The organism is Paenibacillus helianthi, from assembly GCF_001909055.1.
Lineage (GTDB): Bacteria > Bacillota > Bacilli > Paenibacillales > Paenibacillaceae > Paenibacillus_AQ > Paenibacillus_AQ helianthi.
Map to the genome: position 1 here is coordinate 90,123 of NZ_LVWI01000036.1, position 17,581 is coordinate 107,703.

Below are 17,581 nucleotides of genomic sequence, written 5' to 3' on the forward strand. Positions count from 1 at the left end.
TCAGGAGCAACGGTTGTTACAAAGCCCTTTACAATTTCTTAAGCTTCGCCGATCATTTCAGTGCTGCTTATTACATTTCTTTAAACAAAATGAGAGATCTCGCAACCATTTCCCGCAAAAAAAGAGGCACTGCTCCCTGCTGTAACCAGCAGAAGAAGCGCCTCTTGAGGAAAACGGACTATTTCAGCTCATACATTACGGTAAGCTGTGTTGAAACCTTCACTTCTCCCGGCTCAACGGAAGTGCCGCCGGCTGTATCTGCCGCTGCTTTGGACATTGCCGCATTTTCCATATAGATCACTGGGTTGTTGCCGTCATCATTCTGTGTGACCGTAATGACCTGGCCCAGGCTGCGTTTGGCTGCTTTGGCAATAGCTCCAGCTTTTACATCTGCATTGGTCATGGCTTTTTCAATCACCTGCGCTTCAAAGGCTGACGGATCTTCAATGGCGAATTGGGCATTGCCAATGTTGTTCGCTCCTGCGTTAGAAGCGGCATCCAGCAGCGCTCCAACCTTGGTTAGATCACGATAGGTTACCTTCAACGTATGCTGGGCAATGTAGCCTTTAACCTGTTGGCCATCTTTATCAGAATAGCTGTAGTTCGGTTGTACGCTGAATTGGGTGCTCTGAACATCTTTATCTGCAATGCCCCAAGTCGTCTTCAGCAGTGTGGTGATCTTGGTGATTTTGGCTCCATTAGTTTTCTGCGCCTCTTCTGCCGTTGCTGCCGAAGTGCTTACCCCGATAGACAGATAGACAACGTCCGGTTTGATGGAAAGCTCTCCTTTGCCAGTCACATTGACGATGTTTCTCTGGGCCTCTTCTGCGGCGTAAGCCTTTTCAGGGCCTTGGAATGCTCCGCTCAAAGCCATCCCCCCTATCATCAAACTCCCTGCCAGCATTACCGCTCCGAGCTTTTTGCTCCATGCATTCATGTTTGCCATCCCCTTTCGTTATTTGTAATTGTTGTTGGTACTCTCTAGACGGCGCGGCTTGGCAAAAGTTGCATATCATCTCAATAGAAAAGAAAAAAAGTCATACAAGACCACAGGAGCAGATAACCGTAACCTTATCCTTTCCTATACCTCTCTATACACAGACATTAAAAAAAGCCCCGGAGGGCTTTTTGTCATACCATTTAAAAGTAAGGCCTTGCAACAATTACTGGTTCTCAAGCTCTTCTTTGCTGACAAGACTTGTCAAAGCGGTTACAGCTTGGTCCGCATCGGCGCCGTCCGCGCTGATATAAATCTCCGTGCCGGAACTGATCGCCAGGCTCATAATACCCATGATGCTTTTAGCGTTCACTTTTTTATCGTCTTTTTCCACGAAAATCTCCGACGAGAATTTGTTAGCTTCCTGCACGAACAATGCTGCCGGCCGAGCGTGAAGCCCCGTCTTCAACCGTACAACTACCGGGTGCTTTGTCATGAAACGCTTACCCCCTATTTGAGATCTGCCCAAAATTTCACATTAATTTTATAATATTATATCATTATAACCGCAACCGCACTAGAAAAAAAATAATCAGCCACCCCGGACCTTATCAGCCAGCTCGTCAATTTTGCGCAAACGGTGATTTACTCCCGATTTACTGACTGTGCCTTTCAGCATTTCGCCAACTTCCTTAAGGTTGATATCCGGGTGTGCCAGTCTGATCTCGGCTACTTCGCGCAGCTTATCCGGCAGGCTTTCCAGCCCCACCTCACGCTGCAACAGCTTGATATTCTCGATCTGCCGCACCGCCGCACTTATGGTTTTGTTCAGGTTGGCCGTTTCGCAGTTGACGATCCGGTTCACGGAATTGCGCATGTCACGCATAATCCGCACATCCTCGAACTTGAACAGTGCTTGATGTGCACCGATCAGGCTCAGAAACTCGATGATTTTCTCGCCTTCCTTGATGTACAGGATGAAGCCTTTTTTGCGCTCAATGCAGCGGGCATTCAGATGAAATTCACCTGCCAGATCCACGAGCGCCTTGCAGTGCTCCTCGTACATCGAAGCAATCTCCAGATGATAGGAAGATCCCTCCGGATTATTGACCGATCCTCCCGCCATAAACGCCCCCCGCAGGTATGCGCGTTTGCAGCAGTTCTTGCCGACAATTTCGTGGTCGATCCCATCCGTGAAGATGAAGCCTTCGGAGACGATCCGCAGATCCTTGAGAATTTCCTGAACGCGGTTTGGAATCCGCACGATATAGACGTTATTCTTCTTCAAACGCATTTTTTTACGCACGAGCAGCTCGATATGGACCTGGTAATATTTCTTAAGCAAAGAATATACCCGCCTTGCAATCGCGGCGTTCTCCGTCGAAATGTCGAGGACTACCTTTTTGCTTGAAAGCTGCACCGAACCATTCATCCGGATCAGCGCGGACATCTCTGCTTTCTCACAGCAAGGCTGGCTCTCCACCATCGTCAGCTCTTTTTTGGTAAGGGCCGCAAAAGACAAGGGGCTCACCTCTTTCATGTTCCTACAAAATAGACTTATCTGGAAATCCAGTCTTTCACAAGCTGGTAAATATGATGACTAAGCTTATCTGTATCATGCCTCAGATAGGTCTTGAATAATACCAGCTTGTCGGCAATCACTTTGTAGCCGTTGCCATCCACTACATCAAGGTCAAGCTGTACGGGCCGGGCACCCTTTTCTGCATACTTTAACTGGACCTGCTCAGGAATCTCGCCATCGTTCACGATCACGTAATCGAACAAATGAAGGCCTACGTGGTCATAGACGGCCTGAAGGTGGTCACTAACCGTGTAGTTGTCTGTTTCCCCGGGCTGGGTCATCACGTTGCAGACAAAAATTTTGATCGCGTCCGAGGCCACAACAGCCTCCGCCAGCTTAGGCACCAGCAAATTAGGAAGAATACTCGTGTACAGACTGCCAGGACCGCACAGGATGGCGTCGGCATTGCGGATGGCCTCCAGTGCCTCCGGGAGCGGTTCTACATCTGCCGGCTCCAGGGAGACCCGTTTGATGACTCCTCTGGCTTCAGGGATTTTGGACTCACCTGTAATCATAGAGCCATCAGCCATCTCAGCGTGTAGCACTACAGCTTCGCCAGCAGCAGGCAAGACGCGTCCGCGCACGGCGAATAACCGGCTAAGCTCCCGGACCGCAGTGACAAAGTCACCGGAAATGTCCGTAAGCGCCGCCAGAATCAAATTCCCGAGGCTATGCCCGGCCAAGCCTTCTCCGCTGCTGAAGCGGTATTTCATGATCTGGGCCATAAGCGGTTCTACATCAGCCATTGCTGTCAGTACATTGCGGATATCGCCAGGGGGCGGCATTTGCAGTTCGCTGCGCAGTATGCCAGAGCTTCCCCCGTCATCCGCAACCGTAACGATCGCTGTAATATCAAGCGGCTTTTCCTTCAAACCGCGAAGCATAACAGACAATCCCGTACCTCCACCCATAACGACGATACGTGGACGTTGTCCTTGTTCTTCAGCCACTATTGACCCCTTCTCTCTTAATGCCGGTCACGCTCGGAGTCCCGGTGACTGACGGCTACCGACTCCGTCTCGCTAACCCCCAGCATCTTACCCAGGTATTCGGATATTGCCACAGAGCGGTGTTTGCCTCCCGTACAGCCAATACCGATAATAATCTGGGATTTGCCTTCTTTCCGGTATTGCGGAATCAGGAAATGAAGCATATCCAACAGTTTGGTCAGAAACGTCTGTGTCTCCGGCCATTTCATTACATAATCGTAAACCTCGCTATCCTGACCGGTCTTTGGCCGCAAATGATCCACATAATGAGGATTCGGCAAAAAACGGACATCAAACACAAGGTCTGCGTCGATCGGAATTCCGTATTTGAAGCCAAACGAAGTAATATTAACTGAAAGAGTACTTTTGCCCAGATGGGAAAAACGCGATATAATCTTCTCCTTCAACTGGACAGGCTTCATGCTGCTGGTGTCAAAACATAAGGTTGCTGAATTCTTCAGCTCCTCCAGCATCTGACGTTCCAGGCGGATGCCATCCAGCGGCATGCCTTGGGGCGCCAGCGGATGATGCCGCCGGCTCTCCTTGTAGCGCTGTACCAGTACGGAATCTGTTGCATCCAGGAAGAGAATTTCAAAACCGATCGTTGACTCATCTTTGATATAGGACAGTGACTCCGACAGAGCTGTGAAGAATTCTCTTCCGCGCAAATCGATAACAAGCGCTACTTTGGCAATTTTCCCTTTGGATTGCTCAATCAGCTCTGCGAATTTGGGAATCAGCACCGGCGGCAAATTATCCACACAGAAAAATCCGAGATCTTCCAGGCTCTGCACGGCAATCGTCTTGCCTGCACCTGACATGCCCGTAATAATGATCAGGGTGGCACCACCGGGCGGTGATTGTTCCATTTCGGTCATCAAAGCGCCCCCTCCCTATACATAGTATATGAATAATTCCATCTGCTTAAGAACGCAGCAAAAGACCTGCAGCGCCAATAATACCCGCATCATTTCCAAGCTCGGCAGGCACGATGGTCACTCCGGTCTGTAGTGGGGCCGGGGCCAGCTTCGCGAACACGCGGCGAACCTCTTCAAACAGAATATCTCCGGCTTTGGAGACACCGCCGCCAACGATGAATACCTCCGGATTAAGCACCGCTGCGACAGCAGCCATGGATTTACCCAGATAGAACGCAGCACGGTTCACAATTCGCAGAGCAACTTCATCTCCGGCCTTGGCTGCATCAAATACCTCTTTTGCGGCAATTTTCCCCACCATGGACAGGGAAGTGCGGTCGCCGCGGCTAACAGCATCATTGGCCATGCGAATAATACCCGTAGCAGAGGAAACGGTCTCCAAACAACCCATGTTGCCGCAGCCGCATTGGATAGCTTCCAGATCAGGCACTACAGAAATATGACCAAGCTCGCCCGCTAGTCCGGCAAAACCCTGATACACCTTACCATTAATAATGATACCGCCGCCGACACCTGTGCCCAGCGTGTAGCAGACGCAATTCTCCACACCACGTCCCGCTCCGCTCCAGGCCTCACCCAGTGCAGCGACGTTAGCATCATTGTCTATTTTGACTGGCTTGTTCAAGCGACCCTCCAGAATGGAGCGGATCGGCACATCTCTAAAACCTATGTTAGGCGCAAGGATGATAATTCCTTCACGAATATTCGTAAACCCGGCCAGGCCCGCTCCTACACCGGCAAGCTGATCCCAAGAGTACGGGGAGTCCTCCACAATCTGACGCACATACTTTTCGATATTATCGATGACGGCATCGACGCCATCCGCAGTTCCCGTAGGCCCCTCAAAAGTGTGCAGCAGGTTCCCCTCGGCATTGCAGATTCCAACCTTAATCGTGGTTCCACCTAAATCCACGCCAACGTAGATACTTTCAGACATGTAACAAGCCACCTTTTTCTATGCTAAAATAGTTAATCCTACGTACCCACTATAATAGAAGGTACCCCTGCGGTCAAGGAAAGGCGGCACACCCGGCCACATAAGGGGCTGGTATTTTTTTAAGACTAAAGATACGGTTTTTAGAGTACCCTGTAAATTCTTATCTTTATAAAAAAAGCCTCTTACCTATGCGGCAAGGGGCGGATGGATCAACTTCACTTAAGGGGATGGCCGGTGAGGCGTTTGACTCTAGACGGCTACTCCGACAAAATCCGTTTCTGTCCCTCCAGTGCGCGGATCGGTGCGATGTTCTGGGTGAATTCGAGGGTGCCCATGTAGCGGCCTGCTTCGTCACGTACTGCGAAATAACGGATGTAGATAAATTTATCCTTTATGGCAATCCAGAAATCCTCAGCGTCTTTGCGGCCCGCCTTGAAATCCTCCAGCAGCTTCTCAACGACATGCACGCTTTGCGGCGGGTGGCAGTTCTGCACCGTGCGTCCAATGACGGCCTTAGTGCGGGCGAAGATTCGCTCTTTGCCATGCGAGAAGTAGCGGACTACATCATTTTCATCAATAAATGTCAGGTCGACAGGCAAATGATTCAGCACTGTTTCCAGCTGATGCAGCGACAGCAGGCCTGTCTCGAAGCGGATAAAGCCTTGCGGCGATAATCCTCTTTCTCCTTCTCCCTCTCCTTCTTCCGCTTGAACGGCTGCTCCCTCCGGTTCTGCGGCACGCTCAGGAATCCATTCCTGCTCCGGCGCAGTCAGACAGAAGCCAATTTCGTCGCTTTCGCGGGCGATTTTGACCCATTCATCTTCAGTCAGCTTATCGAGCGCCATCGGCAGCAGAATATTTTCTTCCTTAAAGATCATTTCATTTACTTCCTGGATAATGTTCGTCAGAACAGCTCCAAGCTCCGCAGCTTCCCCGTTGTACGCACTGAGCGCCGCTTTTGCCTGTTTAATCATACCGCGAATACCATCATCCACTCCCCACATTACCTTGGTTGGTCCATAAATACCGTATTTCTCAAGGTAAGGGAACAGCAGATTTTCTTTGCGGCTATAGTGCTTGTCGAGATCCAGCAGCAGACTCAGATCCTCCAACAGCTTGAAAATCATCTCTTCGCTGTCGTTCCGCTGGAATTTATCGGCATGCAGCTGTAAGCGGAAGTTCACAAGCCGTTCAATTTCACGGTTCTCCAGCTTGAAGGTGTGGACAGGATGTCCCGGCTGCTCCTCTGGCTTGTTAGAACGGTGAATTTCCTGGATTGAGCCTTTAAAAATGGCCGTATGCACAGAGCATAGGCGCTGTACCTCCGTTACAGGAATCCCCTCCTCCGTCATCAGGGAATGCTCCATCGCGGAAATTTCGGCTACCGTAACATCACCTACCGCTTCTGCAAAACGTGCTTTGACTTCCTCTACACTTTTTCCGGCATGCAGTTCCTTAATAATCTCCTTAAGCATGGCTTGGCGGCGTGTCTGCTCAGGAATATCCATTTCACGGTTGTTAATCAGTTCGCTCATCGTTCTCTCTCCTTCTCTATTCCACTTGTTATTCTCAGTGATCTATTCAATAATCTCGAAGCCATGGCTCTGAAAGGCCAGCCGGACGGTTTCGCGATCCATTTTCTTCATTGTGATTCCTTTAGACAAGGTCATGAACCGGCCCGCCGTCTGCAGCATGCCAGGCTTCGTAATATCGCGGAAACCCAGCTCAACCATAATGTCTATGGCCTCCGGATAACGACTGACCAGCTCGAATATGGATTCATCCATGTTAAGGTGTTTGCTCATTGCACTCTCCTCCTGCAGCTTAGCTTCATGTCAATTGATAACCTTTCTCAACAACAGCTTAGCATAGGGTACGGGGCCAAAGAGTGATTGCAGTCACTAAATTAGAAACTTATATACCTGCAACTATTCATTGCAAAGCAGAAATGAATTGGCCCCGTTTTTGTTACCGTCATGCCTGTATGCCAACTTATGGATATAAAAAAAGGCTGTTTCCTCCGCCTGTTACAGCAGAAGAAACAGCCTTTTATAAAGTCCGTTCCGGTTATAGCATTTGGCTCAGTCTGGACGAATTGCGGATATCGTGCGAAATGCGCATGCTGCAGAATTTGGGACCGCACATGGAGCAGAAATGCGCTGTTTTGGCACCCTCGGCTGGAAGCGTCTCATCATGGTACTCCAGCGCCCGCTCAGGGTCAAGCGACAGATGGAACTGGTCACGCCAGCGGAACTCGAACCGAGCCTTGGACAATGCATCGTCCCGATCCTGGGCACCCGGGTGGCCTTTGGCCAGATCTGCAGCATGAGCAGCGATTTTGTAGGTGATAACTCCTTCGCGCACGTCATTCTTATTAGGCAGACCCAGATGCTCCTTGGGCGTAACATAGCACAGCATCGCTGTCCCGAACCAGCCGATCATCGCCGCCCCAATCGCCGAAGTAATATGGTCATAACCCGGGGCAATATCCGTGGTTAACGGACCCAGGGTGTAGAAAGGGGCTTCCTGGCAGAGCTCGAGCTGCTTGTCCATATTTTCCTTGATCTTGTGCATCGGCACATGCCCCGGACCTTCGACCATCACCTGAACATCGTGTTTCCAGGCCATGGCTGTCAGCTCCCCAAGTGTCTCCAGCTCAGCGAACTGAGCCTCATCATTGGCATCGGCGATGGAGCCCGGGCGCAGTCCGTCTCCCAAGGAAAAGGCCACATCATAAGTCTTCATAATCTCACAGATTTCTTCAAAATGTGTATATAAAAAGTTCTCTTGCTGATGTGCAAGGCACCAGGCCGCCATGATGGAGCCGCCTCGGGACACAATTCCGGTCATTCTTCCGGCAGTAAGCGGGATATACTGCTTCAGCACCCCGGCATGAATGGTAAAGTAATCCACGCCTTGCTCCGCCTGTTCAATCAGCGTGTCGCGATACAGCTCCCAGGTCAGATCCTCGGCTACTCCTTTTACCTTCTCCAGCGCCTGATAGACCGGCACTGTGCCGATCGGTACTGGTGAGTTGCGGATAATCCATTCGCGGGTGGCATGAATTTTTGTACCAGTGGAAAGATCCATAATCGTATCGGCACCCCAGCGGGTCGCCCATCTCATCTTCTCCACTTCCTCTTCAATGGAAGAAGTCACGGAGGAATTCCCAATGTTCGCGTTGATCTTAACCAGGAAGTTACGGCCGATGATCATCGGCTCACTCTCAGGATGGTTGATATTAGCCGGGATAATGGCCCGTCCGGCAGCGACCTCATCCCTTACAAATTCAGGCCGGGTATTCTCGCGAATCGCGATATACTCCATTTCCGGCGTAATCATCCCCTGCCGCGCATAATGCAGTTGGGTAACATTGCAGCTCTCACGTGCTCTTAAAGGATTCCGCCGCAAGCCGGCGAACCCTTCTGCCGACGTCCGGTCTGCAGCTAATCGGGAGTCTCCGGGCTGAGCGGTTCTCCCGGCGTACTCCACTGAATCCCCGCGCTCCGCAATCCAGCTTAAGCGGTGCGGAGGCAACCCTTTCCGAACATTGGTATCTTCAGCGGCATCAGTGTAAATACCACTGGTATCATAGACACGAAGCGGTGCATTGTCCTCTTCCCCCGCAACACCTTCGGTCCGGCTAAGACGGATTTCACGCATCGGAACCTGAATATCGGGACGCGAGCCTTCTACATACACCTTACGGCTTGCGGGAAATCCCGACAGATCGATTTGTTCCTTTTTTGATGAATCTGACATTTTTATCTCCTCCTCATCGCTCTGTGAGCCATTCAGATAAGATCAGCACGCAGCAAAAAGCCGCTCCACCTGGAGCGGCTTTATTCATGAACAGCCCAATAAGGCTGTGCTCAAAAAAGGTCCGGCTCCACTTTCCTACGCTGGTATGATCCAGATCAGGTTCAAGGGTCCGGGAATTCAATTTCCCCGTCTCAGCCTATTCAGGCTCCCCTAGTGGGTATCTTATCTAATTAAATACAATCTACTTTAGCAGGTATTTATTGTCAATCAAAAAATTTGTTTAACCAGCATTGTGGTTACTTATCCAGCGCTTCGCTCCAGTCATGTACCATAGCGCCTTCCAGATATTTCTCAGCATCCATAGCAGCCATGCAGCCGGTTCCTGCAGCCGAAATCGCCTGCCGGTAACGGGTATCCTGAACATCCCCACAAGCGAACACGCCGGGAATGTTGGTTTCGGTTGTCCCCGGATTCACAACGATGTAGCCGTTGGCATCCGTAGTTATCTGACCGCCCAGGAACGCGGTATTCGGTGTGTGGCCGATAGCGACAAATACGCCATCTGCTTCCACGAGCTCCTCAAGACCCGTATCATTGTTACGGACGGTAAGTCCCTTCACCCCGGTATCCCCGATGGTCACTTTAAGCGGTGTGCGGTTCAGGGCCCAAGCTACTTTGCTGTTCTCCCGCGCCCGGTCCTGCATAATCTTCGAAGCGCGAAGTTCCGGACGGCGGTGGACCAGAGTTACACTGGAAGCGAATCGCGTGAGGAAGCTGGCTTCCTCCATCGCGGAGTCGCCGCCGCCGACCACGACAATCTTTTTACCACGGAAAAAGAAACCGTCGCAGGTTGCACAGGTACTTACCCCGCGGCCGACATTCTCCTGCTCTCCCGGTATGCCCAGGTACCTCGCCGAAGCACCGGTCGATATAATCACCGACTCTGCTTCCAGTACACCCAGACCATCCACGGTTACTTTGAAAGGGCGCTGCGAGAAATCCACAGAATCCACCCAGCCATTCTTAAATTGAGCCCCAAAGCGTTCTGCCTGCTTGCGCATGTTATCCATCAGATCCGGACCTAGAATACCTTCAGGAAAACCAGGAAAGTTCTCTACCTCTGTCGTCGTAGTCAATTGTCCTCCTGGCTGCAGTCCTTCAATAACAAGGGGGCTGAGGTTGGCACGTGCCAGGTAAATCGCAGCAGTTAATCCTGCCGGACCTGTTCCGATTACAATTGTTTTGTACATTAGCAAGTCCTCCTTAGGGTCAGATATTTTCCGTAAATGGCGGCAAAATGTCTGCTGCCGCCCCGTCCTGCATTAACCCGCATGCTTGATGAATACGCCGTGCGTACCGGCTTACCATGGAGACGGAAACGCCGTAATGCTGTGCAGCCTCGCGGTAAGTAACCGGATGACCATGAAGCTTGGCGGTTAGATATTCCAGAGCCGCACACCAGCCCTCTGCATGCCGGAACAAGGGTACATCCGGATAGAGGCGGGCTATGAACTGCTTCCAGAGGAGCTCGGCATCTCTCTTCTGGGCGGCATCCAATCTCCGGTCCATCACAGCAGCCATATGATCTATAATCCGCTGCCAGTCTTCCTTCCACTCTGGCGGCCCTTTATGGCTTGATACAACCGGTTCCTGAACCGCCCTCTGGACTACACTTTCCTCCGGACTGCCGCCGATCAGCCGCTGCAGACTGAGAAGCGCAGCCTCCTGCAGCGGTTCCTGCTCCGAAACTCCCTTCAGAACATCGGATATTTCATCGTCCTCAATCCAGCGCAGCGCTTCTGTCACCTGGAGCTTCGTACTAGCATCACCGTAGCGCAGCGCCCAGAAGAACGAAGCGCGCAGCAGCGGATTATTCTGCACTTCTTCCGTGAAGCTGTCCGTATTGTTCTTCCACTGCTTCAGCTGCTCCTGAAAAGGCAGCTGATAATTATAGCTTACCGGAGGCAGCGGCCTGCCCTCTGACTGTGCCAGCTGCATCTGGGACAGGAAAAATTTCGGCACTGCTGATTCCGGGTCCAGCCTGGAAGCCATCTGCCAGCAGCGTATAGCCTCAGTATGAAGCCCGCTATTGCTGGCCGCCGCCGCGCAATAATGGTACAAGCCGGCATCACCGCCGACCTCTTCATCCTTCAGCAGTCGGCGGAAATGTCCATATGCAGTTTGGTGCTTGCCCAATATGCCCATCGTTGTCGCCATTTTGAATACATGCTCCTGATGAAAAGGAACTGTCGCCTCAAGCATACGCACCAATCCCGCAAGCTGGTCCTGATCGCCAGCATATTGCAGGAAAATCGCCATATTGCAGAGCGCATGCAGGTTGCCCGGGTCCTGCTTCAGCACTTCGCCAAGACATTCCTTGGCTTTGGCGAAGCGGCCCATATAGAAATAGGCAAGAGCCAGATTGTTATGTGCCGCCAGGAAGTCAGGAATGTTCTGGACAATCTCTTCAAGCAGCTTGACCGCTTGCGGGAATTTGCCTTCCTCCAAAAGACTCCGGGCTCTGTCATGCTCCACCACACCTTCCCGGCTGCGGATCCGGACTAGCGGAGCGGGCCGGTTCAGCTCATACTGCAGCAGTTCCATCAGCTCTTCGGACTCGGCCAGAAACTCACCGCTCGCATCCTCTTGCAGATAGGTCACAAGACTGCGCTCCGCCTCTTCAAAGTTTTCCATATTAGCGTAGTTATTAGCCATATAGAAGTGGCACTCTGTCATAGTAGGATCAATCTCATCCAGAACATGAGTCAAGATGTCGTTGGAATCCTCGTATTTCCCCATCTCGGATAATATACCCGCCATATTGCAATGATTCACCGGGTTCTCCGGCTCATATTCAACAGCTTTGCGAAAATTCTTCAATGCCTTATCATATTGAAAGCGGTCCAATGACCGTACGGCTCTTTCAAAGAAAAAATTGGCATCCAGAGTGACGGGAATCACGTTACCATTCACCACGTTATTCTCTGAAGTTCTCTCAATCATGGAAGCAAGGCACCTCCCTTTGTAAGCTTCCTTATCCTCACGAAAAATAGGAGAGCGGCAGCATACACCTGCCCGGACTCCCACCTAAGTGCCGTCGTTTCCATTTTTGGTCCCGACTGTCTTCACACAGTATACCACATGTGACAGGGGGATTCTCAAGATTGGAAGGGACTCTTCAGGAGGAAAAAGCTTCAAAAAACTATTCAAGCCCCCTGATTGTTCAGTCTGGATTGTCTCTTGTCCTAATATGAAAAAGACGCAGGAATTAAATCCCCGCGTCTCTGAACAGCTTATCAATAGAACCGCCTTCAATAATAATGCGTGTGGCTTCAGCCAGCATAGGTGCTACGGAGAGCACAGTGAACCGGCTGGAATGATCATCCGGCAGCGCAATGGAATCGGTAACGACAATTTCATCTATATTGGGGTGGACCATACGGCTTAGTGCATCTCCCGAAAAGAGTCCATGAGTTGCACAAACGATGCTGTTCTTCGCCCCGCGCTCCTTCAGGCCTTCCACCACATTCACAATCGTTGTACCTGTATCGATCAGGTCCTCGATAATGATAGGCGTCCGTCCCTCTACATCTCCAATCACATGCGTAATCACCGATTCATTGTGAGCCGGGCGCTTCTTGATCATAATAGCAAATGGTGAGTCCAGACGGCTGGCCAGCTTCTCTGCCATGGAGGCACGGCCTGCATCCGGAGATACCACAACCAGGTCGGACAAGCCTTTTACCTTCAGATATCCGCTGATCAGATCAAGTGCTGTCAAGTGATCGACCGGGATGTTGAAAAAGCCTTGAATAGCCGCCGCATGCAGATCAATCGTAATCACACGGGTAGCTCCGGCGGTTGTAAGCACATCAGCTACCATCTTGGCCGATATCGGCTCGCGCGGCGCGGATTTGCGCTCCTGTCTGGCATAGCCGTAGTAAGGCACAATAATATTCACCGTTCTTGCCGAAGCCCGCTTAGCCGCATCAATCATGACCAGCAGCTCTACGAACAGCTCATTAATGGGGTGAGCGAGGGATTGCACCAAAAATACGTCACAGTTCCGGATGCTCTCTTCATAATGCACATAAATCTCGCCGCTCTTGAAGCGGGTCAGCTTAATCTGGCCCAGCGGTGCGCCCAGACGCTCCGCAATATCAGCGGCCAGCTTCGGATTCGACGAACCGGAAAAAATACGCAATTGATGATGATGCATAGTACCCTCCTGGGGATCAAAATTTATAGTTCAAACGGAACCAATGTACGGACGCGACCCTCAAACACAGCCAATTCGCGGAAACCGGTGTGCCACAGCATGCTGCGGGCTTCCTGCAAGCCGTCTCCCAGCTTCATTGGATCATGGGCATCAGAGCCCAGGGTGAGCGGTATGCCCAGCTTCAAAGCCTGCTGCAGCACATGCTCAGCGGGAAACATCTCCGCGCAGGGCTTGGTAAGCCCTGACGCGTTAAGCTCCATCGCTATACCGCTGCCTGCTATCGCACTGAGCGCCTCCAGCTCCATCGCCCGCACCTTGGCCTTGCCCTCTGGTGTCTGTGGACCGTAGCCAAACCGTTTGATAACATCCATATGTCCTATAATATCATATAATCCCGATAACGCCGACTTCCGTACAGCATCATAATACCGGCGGTAAACCTCCATCACATCTTGACCTTCCCAGCCCTGCGTCTGGCGAAAATCCGTAATGTCCCATTCTCCGAGAAAATGTACCGAACCGATCAAATAGTCCCAAGGATACGGTGCCAAAAGCTCACGGATCTGCTCCTCGTAGCCCTCGATATAATCGGCTTCCAGTCCTACACGCAGCTCAATCCTTCCGCGATAACGCTCCTTAAGGTTCAGACATTCGTCCACATAGCGGGGAAGCTCGGATAACGGCATCGCCATCTCTGGATAGTAGGTATCCGGGTCTACATGAAGAAGCGGCAGGTGATCAGACAAACCGAGCTGCTCCAGCCCCAGTTCAACCCCCCGCTGCACATACTGTTCAAGGGTTCCTACTGCATGTCCACAGCGCTCATGGTGGGTATGGTAATCAATACGCATGCTGAAGGCTCCTTCCTAATCACGGCGCGGCCGTTCATGGCGGGCGCTCAGTTCCTCCATAATCTCATCCAGCGGAAGCTTGCGCTCCTGCAGCAGCACCAGCAGATGGTAGATCAAATCGCTGACTTCAAGGCGCAGCTCGGCATTGTCTTTATTTTTGGCGGCGATGATCGTTTCCGAGGCCTCTTCGCCCACTTTTTTCAGAATTTTATCAACGCCTTTATCGAACAGGTAGGTTGTATACGCGCCTTCCGGCCGTTCTGCTTCCCGCTCGGCAATCACCCGCTCCAGCTCCCCGAGAACGGCAAAACGCTCACTGTCGCTCAGCCCCTGCGAGGCAGTCGCGGCAGTTGGTTCCTTAACGCTGCCTGCTGCTGCCGGATGGCTCAGCGGGAGCTCGCGGAAGAAACAGGAGGTCTCCCCTGTATGGCAAGCTGGCCCTTCCGGTACCACCTTCAATAGCAACGTGTCGCTGTCGCAGTCATAATGGATGGAAGTAATAGCCTGGGTATTGCCGGAGGTCCCCCCTTTATGCCACAGTTCACTGCGTGACCGGCTCCAGAACCAGGTCTGTCCGCTCTCCAGCGAGAGCTGCAGGGATTCTTTATTCATATAGGCAACCATTAGCACTTCCAGACTGTTCACATCCTGCACTACGGCAGGGAGCAGTCCAGCTTCATTCCAGCGTATGCCCTCTAATACTTCCTGTTGGCTCTGGGCTGTTAATTGCTCTGCTTCGCTCATCGGATCTCTACCCCTTTTTGCTTCAGATCTGCCTTCAAATCATGAATGGCGATTTCTTTATAGTGAAAAATCGTCGCCGCTAGTCCAGCGTCGGCTTTACCTTCCGTAAATACATCATAAAAATGCTCCGTCTTCCCTGCTCCACCAGAAGCAATCACGGGAATGGTAAGCAGGTCACTCACCGCAGCGGTCAGCTTCAGATCGAAGCCGTCCTTCGTGCCGTCCGCATCCATGCTGGTCAGCAGAATCTCGCCTGCTCCCAGCTTCTCCGCCTCCTTGGCCCAAGTCAACGCACGGATTCCCGTAGGCTTGCGCCCGCCGTGCGTATATACTTCCCATTCGCCCCAAGCCTCATTGTATTTGGCATCCATCGCCACTACAATACACTGGGCTCCGAAGCGCCGGGCCCCTTCGAGAATGAGCTGCGGATTATTGACCGCCGCTGTATTGATACCGATTTTGTCCGCACCCGCGCGCAGGATGCGCTTCATATCCTCCGGAGTAGAGATCCCTCCGCCCACTGTAAAGGGGATGGCAATTTCACCTGCGGTCTGCCGCACGACTTCAACCATCGTGGCCCGGCCTTCCACAGAGGCGGAAATATCCAGAAATACAAGCTCATCGGCGCCTTCCCGGTCATACAATGCCGCCAGCTCCACCGGATCACCGGCATCGCGCAGATTCACAAAGTTCACGCCTTTGACTACCCGCCCGTCTTTAACATCCAGACAGGGAATGATGCGTTTGGCTAACATGAAATAACCCCTTTCCATAGTTTTCGAGTGAAAACCTTTTACGATCCAACCTTTTACGATCCAACCTTTTACGATCCAACCTTTTCGATCCCCCTAAATCCCCCTTAGCCAAGGGGGACCCCAAGGGCCCCGGCCCTCTGGACACCCGGATGGCTGGCGTGGGCAGGGGCCTAAGCTCCTGGGCAATTATGGCTAATGAGCGCTTACCCCTGCGGGGCCGCTTCTACGTCGTTGCACCTGCAAGGGCAAAACCTTAAACTTAAACCTTAAACTTTAAACCTTAGACCTTAAACAACTTTCGTGTTCCACGTTCTGGCCCCTCACGGGACGGCGGCTTCGAACCGCCTGCGTAAAGAATAACCATAAGATGAACTAAACTTGGAATCGAGCTCAAACTGCATTCGTGCAGCTAAAACCTGTCGGTCATTCTATTTCCCGTTCAGAGCCTGCAAAGCCTCGGTAAGATCAATATTGCCAGTGTATAGCGCTTTGCCGACTATCGCACCGCCGATGCCGCTGCCGCTATGTACGTTAAGGCGCAGCAGGTCGTCCAGACTTGTGACGCCGCCAGAGGCGATCACGGTTTTACCGCTGGTAGCAGCCATGGACACGATGCCCTCGATGTTCGGACCCTGCATCATCCCGTCGCGTGAGATGTCGGTGTAGATGAACGTTTCGGCGCCCTTGGCTGCCAGCTCCTTGGCCAGATCCTCTGCACGAACCTCAGAGGTGTTCAGCCAGCCATGAGTGGCAACATAGCCGCCACGGGCATCAATCCCAATCGCCACTTTGTCGCCATATTTGGCGAGCACAGACTCTGTGAAGGCATGATCGTTGATCGCGGCAGTACCGATAATGACACGGCTGACGCCGAGTCCCAGCAGTTTTTCCACATCCGCAATCGTGCGGAGGCCTCCGCCTACCTGTACGGGAACACCCGCGTTTTTGGCGATAGCCCCGATGATGGCGTCATTTACCGGATGTCCGGCTTTGGCTCCGTCCAAATCCACGAGATGAATAAACTTCCCGCCCTGCTCTTCCCAAGACTTGGCTACCTTCAGCGGGCTGTCGTTATATATGGTTTCCTGGTTGTAATCACCCTGCTGCAGTCTGACGCATTTTCCATCCCGGATATCAATCGCCGGATATACGATAAAAGAAGACATGAGGCGCTCCCACTTTCGCTACAATATAGTCAATAGTCATATAGAGAGTTTCTTAAGTTCATTATATATAGTGGGCTTATACCCGCGTATCCTTCAGTTGCAAGAAATTGCCCAGCAGCTTCATTCCCAGCTCTCCGCTCTTCTCCGGATGAAACTGCATACCAAATACATTCTCCCGGCCTACAATAGCCGTAACCGGATGACCGTAATCTGTGATGGCGAGCAAATCGCTCTGCTGTTCCATGACAGCATGGAAGGAGTGGACAAAATATACATGCCCTGCTTCAAGTTCCGCGAACAACGGACTCTGCGGCTGAAGGAAATCCAACTTGTTCCAGCCCATATGCGGGACTTTGTAGCCCTCACGAGGTGCAAAACGGACCACCGAGCCAGGCAGAAGATCAAGCCCTTCATGAGTGCCGTATTCTTCGCCGCTGGTGAACAGCAGCTGCATTCCGAGGCATATCCCCAGCAGCGGCTGTCCTGAAGATGCTGCCTCACGGACCACAGTATCCAATCCGCTCTCCCGCAGATGCTCCATCGCATCGCCAAACGCACCGACGCCCGGCAAAATGACGCTATCGGCAGCCAGAATCTCCCCGGCCTCACCCGTCACAAGACTTTTGTACCCGAGTCGTTCCACCGCCTTGCTGACACTATGCAGATTGCCCATGCCGTAATCGACGATTGCAACGGTCATT

17 protein-coding genes and 1 riboswitch are annotated in these 17,581 nt (G+C 51.9%); all 17 genes read right to left on the reverse strand.

From position 1 onward, the window contains the following. Window positions 1-178: 178 nt before the first annotated feature. On the reverse strand, window positions 179-937 hold the full coding sequence (locus A3844_RS11605; protein WP_074088726.1) for an SIMPL domain-containing protein: 759 nt from the start codon (window positions 935-937) through the stop codon (window positions 179-181). A gap of 226 nt (window positions 938-1,163) precedes the next feature. Continuing rightward, complete coding sequence (locus A3844_RS11610) at window positions 1,164-1,433, reverse strand: HPr family phosphocarrier protein (RefSeq protein ID WP_019914358.1); 270 nt, start codon at window positions 1,431-1,433, stop codon at window positions 1,164-1,166. 96 nt (window positions 1,434-1,529) lie between these two features. After that, the gene (gene whiA / locus A3844_RS11615) at window positions 1,530-2,459 is read right to left on the reverse strand and encodes a DNA-binding protein WhiA (RefSeq protein WP_074088725.1); all 930 of its coding nucleotides are present in this window, start codon (window positions 2,457-2,459) and stop codon (window positions 1,530-1,532) included. A 35-nt stretch (window positions 2,460-2,494) separates the two neighbouring features. Continuing rightward, on the reverse strand, window positions 2,495-3,430 hold the full coding sequence (locus A3844_RS11620; protein WP_167374670.1) for a gluconeogenesis factor YvcK family protein: 936 nt from the start codon (window positions 3,428-3,430) through the stop codon (window positions 2,495-2,497). 56 nt (window positions 3,431-3,486) lie between these two features. After that, window positions 3,487-4,386: an RNase adapter RapZ gene (gene rapZ / locus A3844_RS11625; protein WP_074088723.1), complete on the reverse strand. Its 900-nt coding sequence runs from the start codon at window positions 4,384-4,386 to the stop codon at window positions 3,487-3,489. 46 nt (window positions 4,387-4,432) lie between these two features. Further along, window positions 4,433-5,383 carry an ROK family glucokinase gene (locus A3844_RS11630; protein ID WP_074107485.1) on the reverse strand — a complete coding sequence of 317 codons (951 nt, stop codon included), beginning with the start codon at window positions 5,381-5,383 and terminating at the stop codon, window positions 4,433-4,435. A gap of 257 nt (window positions 5,384-5,640) precedes the next feature. Next, a complete protein-coding gene (locus tag A3844_RS11635; protein WP_074107486.1) occupies window positions 5,641-6,918 on the reverse strand; it encodes a DUF438 domain-containing protein in 1,278 nt (425 codons plus the stop codon). Window positions 6,919-6,960: 42 nt separating this feature from the next. Then, the gene (locus A3844_RS11640) at window positions 6,961-7,188 is read right to left on the reverse strand and encodes a DUF1858 domain-containing protein (protein ID WP_074107487.1); all 228 of its coding nucleotides are present in this window, start codon (window positions 7,186-7,188) and stop codon (window positions 6,961-6,963) included. 262 nt (window positions 7,189-7,450) lie between these two features. Next, window positions 7,451-9,145, reverse strand: a complete 1,695-nt coding sequence (gene thiC, locus A3844_RS11645; protein ID WP_074107488.1) for a phosphomethylpyrimidine synthase ThiC — start codon at window positions 9,143-9,145, stop codon at window positions 7,451-7,453. 115 nt (window positions 9,146-9,260) lie between these two features. Continuing rightward, window positions 9,261-9,367: riboswitch (TPP riboswitch) on the reverse strand. Window positions 9,368-9,441: 74 nt separating this feature from the next. After that, window positions 9,442-10,395, reverse strand: a complete 954-nt coding sequence (trxB, locus tag A3844_RS11650; RefSeq protein ID WP_074107489.1) for a thioredoxin-disulfide reductase — start codon at window positions 10,393-10,395, stop codon at window positions 9,442-9,444. Between the two features lie 19 nt (window positions 10,396-10,414). Continuing rightward, window positions 10,415-12,148 carry a tetratricopeptide repeat protein gene (locus A3844_RS11655; protein WP_074107490.1) on the reverse strand — a complete coding sequence of 578 codons (1,734 nt, stop codon included), beginning with the start codon at window positions 12,146-12,148 and terminating at the stop codon, window positions 10,415-10,417. Window positions 12,149-12,413: 265 nt separating this feature from the next. Next, window positions 12,414-13,364, reverse strand: a complete 951-nt coding sequence (locus A3844_RS11660) for a ribose-phosphate diphosphokinase (protein WP_062523658.1) — start codon at window positions 13,362-13,364, stop codon at window positions 12,414-12,416. A 23-nt stretch (window positions 13,365-13,387) separates the two neighbouring features. Continuing rightward, a complete protein-coding gene (gene hisJ, locus A3844_RS11665) occupies window positions 13,388-14,215 on the reverse strand; it encodes a histidinol-phosphatase HisJ (protein ID WP_074107491.1) in 828 nt (275 codons plus the stop codon). Between the two features lie 15 nt (window positions 14,216-14,230). After that, on the reverse strand, window positions 14,231-14,959 hold the full coding sequence (gene hisIE / locus A3844_RS11670; RefSeq protein WP_074107492.1) for a bifunctional phosphoribosyl-AMP cyclohydrolase/phosphoribosyl-ATP diphosphatase HisIE: 729 nt from the start codon (window positions 14,957-14,959) through the stop codon (window positions 14,231-14,233). Next, window positions 14,956-15,714, reverse strand: a complete 759-nt coding sequence (gene hisF, locus A3844_RS11675; RefSeq protein ID WP_074088714.1) for an imidazole glycerol phosphate synthase subunit HisF — start codon at window positions 15,712-15,714, stop codon at window positions 14,956-14,958. The genes hisIE and hisF overlap by 4 nt, the downstream gene beginning before the upstream one ends. A 428-nt stretch (window positions 15,715-16,142) precedes the next feature. Next, window positions 16,143-16,880 (reverse strand): 1-(5-phosphoribosyl)-5-[(5-phosphoribosylamino)methylideneamino]imidazole-4-carboxamide isomerase, encoded by a 738-nt coding sequence (gene hisA / locus A3844_RS11680; RefSeq protein ID WP_074107493.1) that lies wholly within the window; start codon window positions 16,878-16,880, stop codon window positions 16,143-16,145. Between the two features lie 76 nt (window positions 16,881-16,956). Next, window positions 16,957-17,580, reverse strand: coding sequence for an imidazole glycerol phosphate synthase subunit HisH (gene hisH / locus A3844_RS11685; protein WP_074103636.1), 624 nt, complete (start codon window positions 17,578-17,580; stop codon window positions 16,957-16,959). Window position 17,581 lies beyond the last annotated feature (1 nt).

What these genes read in the sequence shown, in the direction of transcription:
- A3844_RS11605 (WP_074088726.1), bottom strand. Translation starts at nt 937, where the DNA reads ATGAATGCATGGAGCAAAAAGCTCGGAGCGGTAATGCTGGCAGGGAGT.
- A3844_RS11610 (WP_019914358.1), bottom strand. Translation starts at nt 1,433, where the DNA reads ATGACAAAGCACCCGGTAGTTGTACGGTTGAAGACGGGGCTTCACGCT.
- A3844_RS11620 (WP_167374670.1), bottom strand. Translation starts at nt 3,430, where the DNA reads ATGGGTGGAGGTACGGGATTGTCTGTTATGCTTCGCGGTTTGAAGGAA.
- rapZ (WP_074088723.1), bottom strand. Translation starts at nt 4,386, where the DNA reads ATGACCGAAATGGAACAATCACCGCCCGGTGGTGCCACCCTGATCATT.
- A3844_RS11630 (WP_074107485.1), bottom strand. Translation starts at nt 5,383, where the DNA reads ATGTCTGAAAGTATCTACGTTGGCGTGGATTTAGGTGGAACCACGATT.
- A3844_RS11635 (WP_074107486.1), bottom strand. Translation starts at nt 6,918, where the DNA reads ATGAGCGAACTGATTAACAACCGTGAAATGGATATTCCTGAGCAGACA.
- A3844_RS11640 (WP_074107487.1), bottom strand. Translation starts at nt 7,188, where the DNA reads ATGAGCAAACACCTTAACATGGATGAATCCATATTCGAGCTGGTCAGT.
- thiC (WP_074107488.1), bottom strand. Translation starts at nt 9,145, where the DNA reads ATGTCAGATTCATCAAAAAAGGAACAAATCGATCTGTCGGGATTTCCC.
- trxB (WP_074107489.1), bottom strand. Translation starts at nt 10,395, where the DNA reads ATGTACAAAACAATTGTAATCGGAACAGGTCCGGCAGGATTAACTGCT.
- A3844_RS11655 (WP_074107490.1), bottom strand. Translation starts at nt 12,148, where the DNA reads ATGATTGAGAGAACTTCAGAGAATAACGTGGTGAATGGTAACGTGATT.
- A3844_RS11660 (WP_062523658.1), bottom strand. Translation starts at nt 13,364, where the DNA reads ATGCATCATCATCAATTGCGTATTTTTTCCGGTTCGTCGAATCCGAAG.
- hisJ (WP_074107491.1), bottom strand. Translation starts at nt 14,215, where the DNA reads ATGCGTATTGATTACCATACCCACCATGAGCGCTGTGGACATGCAGTA.
- hisIE (WP_074107492.1), bottom strand. Translation starts at nt 14,959, where the DNA reads ATGAGCGAAGCAGAGCAATTAACAGCCCAGAGCCAACAGGAAGTATTA.
- hisF (WP_074088714.1), bottom strand. Translation starts at nt 15,714, where the DNA reads ATGTTAGCCAAACGCATCATTCCCTGTCTGGATGTTAAAGACGGGCGG.
- hisA (WP_074107493.1), bottom strand. Translation starts at nt 16,880, where the DNA reads ATGTCTTCTTTTATCGTATATCCGGCGATTGATATCCGGGATGGAAAA.
- hisH (WP_074103636.1), bottom strand. Translation starts at nt 17,580, where the DNA reads ATGACCGTTGCAATCGTCGATTACGGCATGGGCAATCTGCATAGTGTC.